This is a genomic window from Porcincola sp. LCP21S3_C12, from assembly GCF_052118625.1.
Taxonomy (GTDB): domain Bacteria; phylum Bacillota; class Clostridia; order Lachnospirales; family Lachnospiraceae; genus Porcincola.
In genome coordinates this window covers 1-10001 of the sequence record NZ_JBQKGW010000035.1, presented here as the reverse complement: position 1 = coordinate 10001, position 10001 = coordinate 1, and the positions used below count along the sequence as shown (strand labels likewise).

8 protein-coding genes and 3 pseudogenes are annotated in these 10001 nt (G+C 41.1%); all 11 read right to left on the bottom strand.

The features are described from left to right. Positions 1–88: 88 nt before the first annotated feature. Positions 89–2674, bottom strand: a complete 2586-nt coding sequence (locus ACTQ1N_RS12130; RefSeq protein ID WP_441956923.1) for an SIR2 family NAD-dependent protein deacylase — start codon at positions 2672–2674, stop codon at positions 89–91. A gap of 1043 nt (positions 2675–3717) precedes the next feature. Next, positions 3718–3969, bottom strand: a pseudogene (locus ACTQ1N_RS12125) (transposase); the annotation flags it as partial. An 80-nt stretch (positions 3970–4049) separates the two neighbouring features. Next, complete coding sequence (locus ACTQ1N_RS12120; protein WP_441956922.1) at positions 4050–5042, bottom strand: hypothetical protein; 993 nt, start codon at positions 5040–5042, stop codon at positions 4050–4052. 6 nt (positions 5043–5048) lie between these two features. After that, the gene (locus ACTQ1N_RS12115) at positions 5049–5663 is read right to left on the bottom strand and encodes a hypothetical protein (protein ID WP_441956921.1); all 615 of its coding nucleotides are present in this window, start codon (positions 5661–5663) and stop codon (positions 5049–5051) included. Then, on the bottom strand, positions 5660–6133 hold the full coding sequence (locus tag ACTQ1N_RS12110; RefSeq protein WP_441956920.1) for a hypothetical protein: 474 nt from the start codon (positions 6131–6133) through the stop codon (positions 5660–5662). The genes ACTQ1N_RS12115 and ACTQ1N_RS12110 overlap by 4 nt, the downstream gene beginning before the upstream one ends. 246 nt (positions 6134–6379) lie before the next feature. Further along, positions 6380–6655 (bottom strand): annotated as a pseudogene (locus tag ACTQ1N_RS12105) (UDP binding domain-containing protein); the annotation flags it as partial. Beyond that, on the bottom strand, positions 6618–7019 hold the full coding sequence (locus ACTQ1N_RS12100) for a hypothetical protein (protein WP_441956919.1): 402 nt from the start codon (positions 7017–7019) through the stop codon (positions 6618–6620). The gene ACTQ1N_RS12100 and the pseudogene ACTQ1N_RS12105, both read right to left, overlap by 38 nt. Beyond that, positions 7016–7876: a hypothetical protein gene (locus ACTQ1N_RS12095; protein WP_441956918.1), complete on the bottom strand. Its 861-nt coding sequence runs from the start codon at positions 7874–7876 to the stop codon at positions 7016–7018. The genes ACTQ1N_RS12100 and ACTQ1N_RS12095 overlap by 4 nt, the downstream gene beginning before the upstream one ends. Positions 7877–7893: 17 nt before the next feature. Further along, positions 7894–8514 (bottom strand): annotated as a pseudogene (locus ACTQ1N_RS12090) (NAD-dependent epimerase/dehydratase family protein); the annotation flags it as partial. A 148-nt stretch (positions 8515–8662) separates the two neighbouring features. After that, a complete protein-coding gene (locus ACTQ1N_RS12085) occupies positions 8663–9439 on the bottom strand; it encodes an ATP-binding protein (protein WP_441956917.1) in 777 nt (258 codons plus the stop codon). Beyond that, a complete protein-coding gene (locus tag ACTQ1N_RS12080) occupies positions 9436–9801 on the bottom strand; it encodes a hypothetical protein (RefSeq protein ID WP_441956916.1) in 366 nt (121 codons plus the stop codon). The genes ACTQ1N_RS12085 and ACTQ1N_RS12080 overlap by 4 nt, the downstream gene beginning before the upstream one ends. Positions 9802–10001 lie beyond the last annotated feature (200 nt).

Below are 10001 nucleotides of genomic sequence, written 5' to 3'. Positions count from 1 at the left end.
AACAATTCGCAGAAACAGTTACTTTTAAAGTGACTGACACATCTGTAGAAATCCAAAATCGGCGCGAAATAATCTGCCGGATGGGACATCATTTAATTTGCCGGACAACACCATCTTCTGTCCAAATATACTTCGCTCTCTGATATATATGAGCAAAACATTCTGGAAGATTCGTCGAAGCAATGGACTGATCTGGAGAAATAGGTAGTTTCCAAAAGAAGTCAATATTATCGAATAATTTCTTCAAAGGGAAACTTTCGATCAGCCTGCTTACAAATTCCCTCAGGTCAAGCATTAGCGTTGTATTCCAATTCTCATACTCTTTCTGGAGTATAGACAGCATTTCATCGAATTTACTAGCAGAACATCTTGTACAGAATCTGGATAACGCCTCTGTAAGAACATATATTGGAAAAACGCGAAGGTTTTTATTAAACACATTATTTTTTTCTTCAACCCAAACACCCAAAGATGCATTCAGGCATTCCAAGCAAATATCAGTTAGTTCATCCACAGCCTCAACACCCAGGCTTGCCAAATAACTTCTACTCACGATTCCTTTGATTGCCTTATCTTCTTCAGAAAGTATAGACAGAACAATCGGAAGAATTACGCTATAGGGAGCTAATCTCTTAGCCGCTCCGATTATGCCGTTCTTGTTTACCACATTCGAGAGTTTGTAAGGTACGCCCGTTTCTTCTCGAAACGATATAAATGACAATGCTGTAAAGTAATCGTTATTATCCCTTCCTAATGATGTCGATATTGATGCTCTGCCAAGATCAAAGTCAGCCTTCTTAATCGTTTCTGGCTTGTATTCATACTCATCACTTAAAAACGTAGCATACTGAGAATTCTCCCGATCCCATATGAAGTCAAATTCCGGATCCCTTTTCGGTGTTTCCAAAAATTCATCAGAAGGTAGTCTTAAATGATGAGATGAAAAGCCTTGAGCCTGAATCACAAAGTTATAGAGTGTCACAAGGCAGCTCTCTATCGATCTGCTTCTGATATCACGAGTCCTAGAATTGTCTGAAGTAACAAACCTTATTTCGTTAATGGCTAACAATAACAAGGTAGCCGCGTCTGTGTACCTACCTATAGATGCCCATAAACTAGCTTTCTTCAAGCACCATAATGGGTAATTCTTATCAGCAGTAATGTCGCTCGTTTTCTTCTCAACATCTGAGAATTTCAAATTGTAAATATCATGGTAGATATCTTCATATATAAGCTGATTCTTTTCATCGGTGGATAACGACAGCTTTGAAAGGCTATCGTAGAGCTTATCCCATTCTTCTTCATGTTTGTAAATCCTAAAGGATCTCAGTTCCATAAGAAGGATAAAGCGGAATTGTCTTTCTAATTCACTTGTTTTTTCTTCCTTAGATAAAGCTTCGTATTCCTCCAGATGAAAAGCTATATTCTTTATCGATTGTGTAGATAAAGGATGACCAGATACATTATTAAGCCAGCAATACTCGTATGAGATTTTAAGATATAGTTTAGTTTTTTCTATTTTTGTTAGCTTTGCATCTTCCTCTTCTGCCTTCTCAAAGTGTTCTCTCTCCCCAGGCATTAATCCACCGTTACCGTTTTTAAAGGATTTCCTACCAAGAGTAACCATTTCAAAATTACTAATTACAGAAAAAAGTGCCTTGTGTTTCCTAAACGGCGACAAAATCCATCCGGGGTATGATCTGTGTATTTTTTCTAGCTTGTTATTAATCTCTTGTAACGACGACTGTTCTGAATAGAAAAAATTAGCATCTGTTCCTGGCCAATTTTTCCCATCTTCTTCGATCTCTTTGGTTCTCTTAACGAGGTCTTTCAGGAAGTTACGGTAAAGCTCCATAACGTAATCTTCATCGATGGTAATAGATTTGTTCTGATACCGCTTTATATCATCAAGAACAATGACTTTTATCTTCTTTGAGATTAAATCATTTTCCTTCGCAGGAGAGAAATGTCTGTGTGTGATCATGTAAATCACAGGGGAATTCTTAATTCCGATATTATCATGTATCCACCCGATCCACTTGAGAAAGTTCGGATCATCACCCGAAAATCCTATAAGGCAGAATGTATTTTCCAACAATGACTGTTGCACTGTATTCACGAACGGAGCGTGGTCAGCCGGATATGTTCTGAAATCCTCTTCTGTTATGATAAAAGGACTGTTAGAAGGGAATGAACCATGAAGTTTGATAAGGCGAGGTGTACCTGCACTGTATATCAAATCCTTCTGATCAAGGATAAATTGGTATTTATAATCAGCGACCTTTTTCGCTGCCCTTTCCAGCAATGTATCGTAATTCGTAGTGAAGACATCTGACCAATGAAGGGTCATCAGACTAACATGTATATCCGATGGCTCATATGCATCATTATCCATGACAGCCTTTATCATCTTTTCAAGATATGGCCTGCCATAGGATTCTTCAAGTTCCTGTGCTACTGTGAGGGTGTTCAAGTACTTACGATGCTTATCATCTATGCCGAGTTTGTCACAGAATTTGTCTATAAGCCCATTCCACATTGGCATTTTGGACTGAATGGTGTTATTTACTGGATCAGCATTTCTACTGAACCCAGCACCAACGAGAATAGCCGCACGATGCTCAAGGAGGCTACTTACTATTTCATCGATATAAAGTTCTGACATTGATTCCATGATTATATTCCGCTTCCCTCCCTTTCCTGTGGTTACGTAGATTCATACTATGTATATGACGAGCTTCTCAGATGAATATTCCGAGCTCAGGATACCTGCAGTCGGCGGATTCCAACGGACGGTTTTGCGGAGCAAAACGGACGCGATGCGGAGCGAGAGGACTGCCCTATAGTTTTTGATTACCTACGATCCCTCTTATAATGATTAAAGCCATCGTGAAGATTACGGGATCCCCGGTAGCACCTGTCCGGGCTTCGAGCAGCATCGTTCCGGAAAGTCGAGAAGCACCCTTCCAGCCATAAGAGAAGCATACTTTATAATGAACTTGCATCAGGATTGATGCTTAAATTCATTATAAGAATGATTTCCCAATGGCCAACGATCTTCTGTACACAGTACAAAACCGCAAAATGGCATCCACGCCTTGGCGGCGGGGGCGCTGACGCCATCATAGATCGTATCCTACATAATTTGACGACAATCAACGCCGGTAAGACCAACATGCGTGAATTTTTGGCGGCTCACCCGCTCTAAAAGCGCCAGCGGTATCATAATGCGGAAAGGCGGTATCCTCGTCGAGGACGAGCGGTACCGCTCATCCGTAAAAGCGGTCTTTTGACCGCGGAATGTTCAGAAAATCACAATGAAGCAGAAAACTGCCGCAAAAAAGAACCTGATTGCCTTGCTCGACACGAAATACCCTGGCACCAATAAGTTATTTGACAGCCCTGTACGTGCCAATGGGAACGAAAAATGGGTTGATTTTGCGTATTCTTTTCTGGCATGTGGACTGTGTCCGCAAAGACGATATAAAAGCGTTTACAGACCGCTACAAGCGTTTCTGCAAACATCATGGTTACGAGTTTCAGGAAGCCAAGACAAACACCATATATAGTGTCTGCTCAACAAAGCCCCCAAAAACCACGAACAGCTGTGAACACCCGCGGCGAGAGGTTACACTGCTTCGAATTCAATGAAATGGCTGGAATCTGTTCCGTTTTCGCTTTCCGCAAAATAAAGCAAAATAATATTGCCGGCAGGGATTTTTGCTTAGTGCCATTACGGTAATCGCTTTGTTCAGAACATTCTATACGCTCGGACTTGCCATATCCAAGATGATCGTCCATCTCGGCTTCCATCATTTCCTTGATGGTACCGCCAAGAAGATCTTTTAGAGCGTCCTGGATATCTTCTGCAGTTTCAATGTCATACTCCTGCAGGAGCTGCTGACTGCTAGCACGCTTGCCATCAGTCATTACGACATGGTGAACGGGTTGCTTTTCTTTTCTTGCCATAAATCAAGGCCTCCTATGAATTAATGTATCATAGAAGGCCCCGCTTATTAACTTTTACAGACTTTCTTCACAATCTCAGATCAACTGTCCGCTTGCTCCTCTTCATGCTCTTCCTTATCCATTGTTTTATTAAAAATAAGTTGATCCGGATTACTTTTCAAATCTCCAATTCTCAACTTTACTTTTTCAGACAGAGCATGGGCTACCTGCTGCAAAAAGTTAACACAGCCATTTTTTCCCCAATTTCCCGACTCAAGTTCACTAATATAATTTTGGACAATAACAGGCAATATTTCTAGATAAAATGTAAGAAAAACTATTGCTATTGCCTGAGCCTCATTATTAATATTTGTATGCATTGCCATATATTGATTCAAATCTACGGCAACGGTATTCGAAGTTGAAAGCATCACTTCTATCGATGTCATGTCCGAGTAACGCAAGTCAAATGTTACCTGCCTTAAATTCTGGCTTTCTACAAGAAACGACAGAGTACTTAGTATATTCATAACAGAAGGCCCTTCTGCACTAACTGTATTTAAAGAATCTTCTGTTCTGCCCTTGAATCCTCTTATCTCGTCAACGATAATATCAGGTAAATTATCATCAATTTTTTCTATCGTATTATTTTGTGTGTAAACTTTACTTATCAACCACACAAACAAATCCCCATAGGCCCTTGTAGTTTCTTGAATCAACTCATTCCTACCTGTATACTTTAACATTTTTCGAAGTATCAACTTCGAATAGGTATTTCTGTTTATAATATAATGAACTTTTTGGTTCAATTCATACGCTAACACCCATCCTGAATATGGGGTTAAACTATCATCGATCGTGGAACCTTGAGGGACTTGATAAAATGAAAATTTATAAACCTGATAAAAAGTGAAATTTCCTACCAGGGATGTACTCTGGCTTTTTTCAAATGAAGGGGTTATTACCCAATTAAGATAGCTTGTTCCATTTGGATTCATTTCATCCTCATGTTCTGATCTTATGATCTTATCAGCCTCATCTAATTTTGTTATTTTTTTATCCAGCCATCTTGTTGTTGTTTCTAATCCTGACATACTATCTCACTTTATCTTTGCACGAAACCCTTTTGATTCCAATTTGATCATCGGGCTCTTGTTCTTCAAATGCGGCATCAATGTCATTTCGAACGTTGTACTACCACTATTTATAATAAACGGTATTTTTAAATGCTGTATTGCATGATGTCCATGCCCGCTTAATGGCACAGATCTATTAAGGTCAAATACCAGCCGATCATTACTGTAAGTGAAATAAGGAACTTGGGATTGGGAAGAAAGCCACGAAGGAAGAACTATCTCTAAGCTAGTATTTCTTAACCTACTATAATTTCCATCTAATGTGATATGACACCATAAATACCTAACATTCTTTGTAGGATCACAGACCACTATTGGACAGCTCTCATCATCATAATCATCCTTGCGTTCAGAGAATGTTACTACAATATTAGCCTTTTTACTATCAATGATATTTTCAATAACAGAAATCGAAGCTTCAAAAATTGCCAAATAACAGGACAATCCTATGTCAAAAGCTTGATCATCAGATATTTGATTAAAACCAATGAAAATATTAAAATGGTGTACCGCAAATATCGCTAGCAATGGTAGTACTATCGATTTTATGCATATACCAATAAATCGTCGAACCGTCATTTGATATATGCTCCTATAATTCGTAAAATGTCTTTTTCAAGACTCTCTTCGTCATTACAGGACATCTCGACTATCCCATTCACATGAAAAACGACTTTATAACTTTCCTTTTTGTTTCCACAAATCTCAATTGTTTCTACATCAATCGCATCATCACTAAGAAAATTCAACTTCTCCTTAAGAATACTCCAATAGGCCTTATTGGTTCTCATTTTATTTATGAGATCAGCTAACTGTGCCGACAGTTCATCATCATCCTCGTATAGCTCTAAACTAGTGACAATGCCATTCTCATAGAGAAGAAAGTGATCCGCCGCTTTTAGCATTATATCTGTGGTCAAAATACACTGAGTATAGCCTTTAGCTATAATTCTTTGAATAAAAGCATAATAGTTTTCACTTAGATCGTATGGAAAGCCTTGAATAGAACCATCTTCATTTTTCCTAAAAAGCTTTATGAAGTTTGTCATATCCTCGCCTCCCTTCTTCCTATGATCAACACATGAAAATATATTGACATAGTTTCGCAGTCCAGAAGCCCCTCTCTCTTCTGGTTAAAGCTCCAAATGTCATCACATCACTCCTCCACCACGCCCATGACGAGTAGAAGCCAACGGTATGTTGTCATGGACTCAGTATAACAGAAAAAGTATGGGTGAAGAACCCCTTTGAAGAGATTTTGTCAACGCCTTCATATTTTGTCGTATGACCGACCATCAATTATTATGAAACAGATCCTTTGTGTAAACCTTACCCTGAACATCATTCAATACCTTGTCATATCTATTGGCGATGATCACATCTGATCCATTCTTAAAAGCTTGAAGATCATTCACAACAAGGGATCCGAAGAACGTTTCTCCATCTTTCAACGTTGGCTCATAAATGATCACAGTGGCACCTTTTGCCTTAATTCTCTTCATGACTCCTTGAACGCTGCTCTGCCGGAAGTTATCACTGTTGCTCTTCATGGTCAGGCGATAGACGCCGATTGACAGACATCACTTGTTCGATTACGCTCTCAACCGCGCTTGTATCAAAGAAGTTCTTCTGCGAATCGTAATTTGTCGGAGCTGCAATGATAACAAAGTCCGCCTTTGCATAAACAGCGTTGGATGGGTTCTCATCTCCCTTTGCGCCATTATTCCACACCGCATGAAGGTCAAGTTTCCCTTTACCGTTCTTTGCTTCCGCAAAATACTTTTCAATGTACTCATCCTGAATGGGGCTCTTCCATTCGTTCAGATCCTTGGTCTTCTCTTCAATAATATCAACGGCTGTGACCGTGTTCTTTTGACTAAGAAGCGTGGCCAGTGAAAGGCCTACATATCCTGTTCCTGCTACTGCGATATTCATTGCTCTGTACTTCCCTTCTCTACCGTTCCTTGTATACTGTCTTCATCCTGCTTCGTATCTGGAATTGGATAAATCCCCGTCATTGTAAGCAACCTTCGCCCTGCAAATGAGAGATTATATGATTCCGTCGTGTGAGTCTTTTTGAATTTTGGTGTTCTAACCATTCCTGGATTCTTCTTTTTGTTTTCCTTAGCGACAGCACTAATGTAATCCACTGCACTCTGAAGGTTTTGTTCCCGAATGTCGTCATTTTTACTGTCCAGCAAACCAAATCGATTTAATTTTTCGCGAATCAATCGGTATTCTTTATTGTCTATTCCATGTTTCTGAAGAACAGATGTGAAATCAGAGCTCGAAAATGGAATATAGCATTCTAGGATTTCAATATCGACTTCTGTTAATTGATTGATAGTATCATAAGCATTTATCAAAACACTTTCATCGACATCCTGTCCCATAGAATTAATGAACGCCGACACATGATACTTAACTTTTTCTGACTGTCGTTCTTCATAAAGACTATCAAGAAATAACGGAATTTCGTTACTAACAATCGCCTTTATTTGGTCTTCGGTAAAGGCACGTGAATCGATCTCATCAAGACGATTTCCAATCAGCTCTAATGCCTTATTTGTATTTCTTTCAAAACGATTCTCCTTGAAACTAAGAATCACACTATTGAGCCGAGGAGCTGCCGCACCGATTATAGAACCAGCAATAATGGCTGTTCCTTGATTGTTAACTACATGCTCCAGTACAGTCGTCGCGCCCTGCTTGAACTCGTCGCTTTCCAATAAGGCGCTTACACCCTCATCCTTCACTGCCAATAAGAAATCTTTAATTTTACCCTTCGCCATCTCTAATCTTCAACGCCTCACTTCATATAGAACTCTTTATACCATTCAGCGAAATGTCTCAATCCTTCTCTGATCCCAATCTCTGGTTTGAACCCATAATCTCGTTCCAAGGCACTACTATCAGCATATGTTACTGGAACATCTCCTGGCTGCATCGGAACCAGTTCCTTGTGGGCATCAAAGTCGTAATCTGAAGGAAGTACACCAGCCCTTACCAGCTCCTCCTGAAGTACAGTTATGAAAACCAGTAAATTCTCCGGTGTTCCACCACCGATGTTATACACAGCATAAGGTGGAATTGGAAGTCCGTCCTCACCATTCTCCTTTTTCGGAGCACCTTGCATTACTCGATAGATACCTTCGACAATATCTTCAATATAAGTGAAATCTCGCTTGCAATTTCCATAGTTAAAGATTTTTATCGTGCCGTCGTTTCGGAGAGTGTTAGTCGCACTGTAATAGAACATATCAGTACGTCCTGCAGATCCATAGGCAGTAAAAAACCGAAGCCCCGTTGACGGAATGTTATAGAGTTTAGAGTATGCATGAGCGAGAAGTTCATCTGACTTCTTCGTTGCAGCATAAAGTGACACCGGATTATCTACCTTGTCATCTGTACTGAATGGAACCTTTTTGTTCATGAATATTCCGGTGCGCCGGAGGCGCCTGTCCGGTAACCCGGGAAGCAAGAGTCCGGCAGAATGGGAAGCATAGGACCTCTCATGTGCGACGGAGCCGCCAGCACAGTCACGAAGGGCTGTGCCAGCAATGATCTCACCTTTGCAGTTACTGAGCAAGCTTGGGATACAGACCGTAAACTTCCCGCATGGAGATGTCTTTGTCCGGATTGATGCTTTCGATCGCGATTTTATAAGAATCATATGAGATCCGATCCATGATGGCATCAGACGGAGGACTGTTCTTGCCGCCGAGCTTGTTGTACCACCCCTCCTCTCTGAACTGGGAGCAGAAGATGGTGGATGAGTGCTTTCTCCGTTTATGGATAAGTTCCAGAAGATTCGGGGCATCATCCTCGGAAAGTTTTAGGAGAAGCCATTCATCCAGAATCAACAGCGTCGGATTAGTGTACTTCTTCAGTACATCAGCAAATCTGCCCTCATCTTTCGCCGATTTGAGGTCAATGAGCAGATCTGGCATCCTGACATACTTGACAGTGTAATAGTGCTTACAGGCTTCCATCCCGAAAGCACAGGCCATGTAGGTTTTCCCACTGCCGGTTGCGCCGGTGATAAAAATGTTTCGATACTCTGTGATGTACTCACAGGTTGCCAGTCGCTCAATAAGCGTCCGATTCAGCTTACGGTTGTGTCCGTAGTCGATCGCGGCGATGGAAGCATCCGGCTGTTCGAATCCGGCATTCCGAATCAGCCTCTTCAGCCGGTTATTCTTGCGGGCAGTGTATTCGGCATCAACAAGCATTCCAAAACGGTCCTCAAAAGGAACTTCCTTCATAGACGGATCATCCTTCTGGATACGGAACGCATCTGCCATAGGTGTCATATGCATCTCCATCAGTTTGTCAATTGTACTCTGGTTGGTCATGATCTGTTACCTCCATAATGCCTGGCACCACGTGTGATGCCATACTGATTAGAGTCATCTTTCGGTTCTTCATCTGTCGGCTCTGAAAGATTTTTGTCAACCGCCAAGATGTTCTTGATGCTCTTGTAGCTGGGTGAATCAGAGTACTGCAGTGCCTTTGCACAGGCAGCTTCCAGCTTCTGCGGACTCTTTCTTTCCGCGAGCTTGAGAAGCTCCATGCAGGCCCTGTAAGACTGCTGTTCCACCCTTCCGGAGGTAAGCAGGCCGTCTACGACCTTGTATGTATTGATTCCGATTGTTTCCGCCCATCTGCGGAAGCGGTCGCCGTTCCATTCCAGATATTTCTGGTGATCCGGCGGCATATGTTCGAGGACGGTGGAATACTGCCCGGCACGTCCGTAAAGACGCTTGTGGGAAGCGATCCTCCTGTGATCCTTGAAAACTTCAATTGCGTGAATTGAAAAAGTAAATTCCAGTGCAGAAGTAAATTCTACTGCAACTTAAAAAGCTTTCTTTTTTTAATATTTCAGATGCAATTCCGTTCTGAGATGCATATAATTAG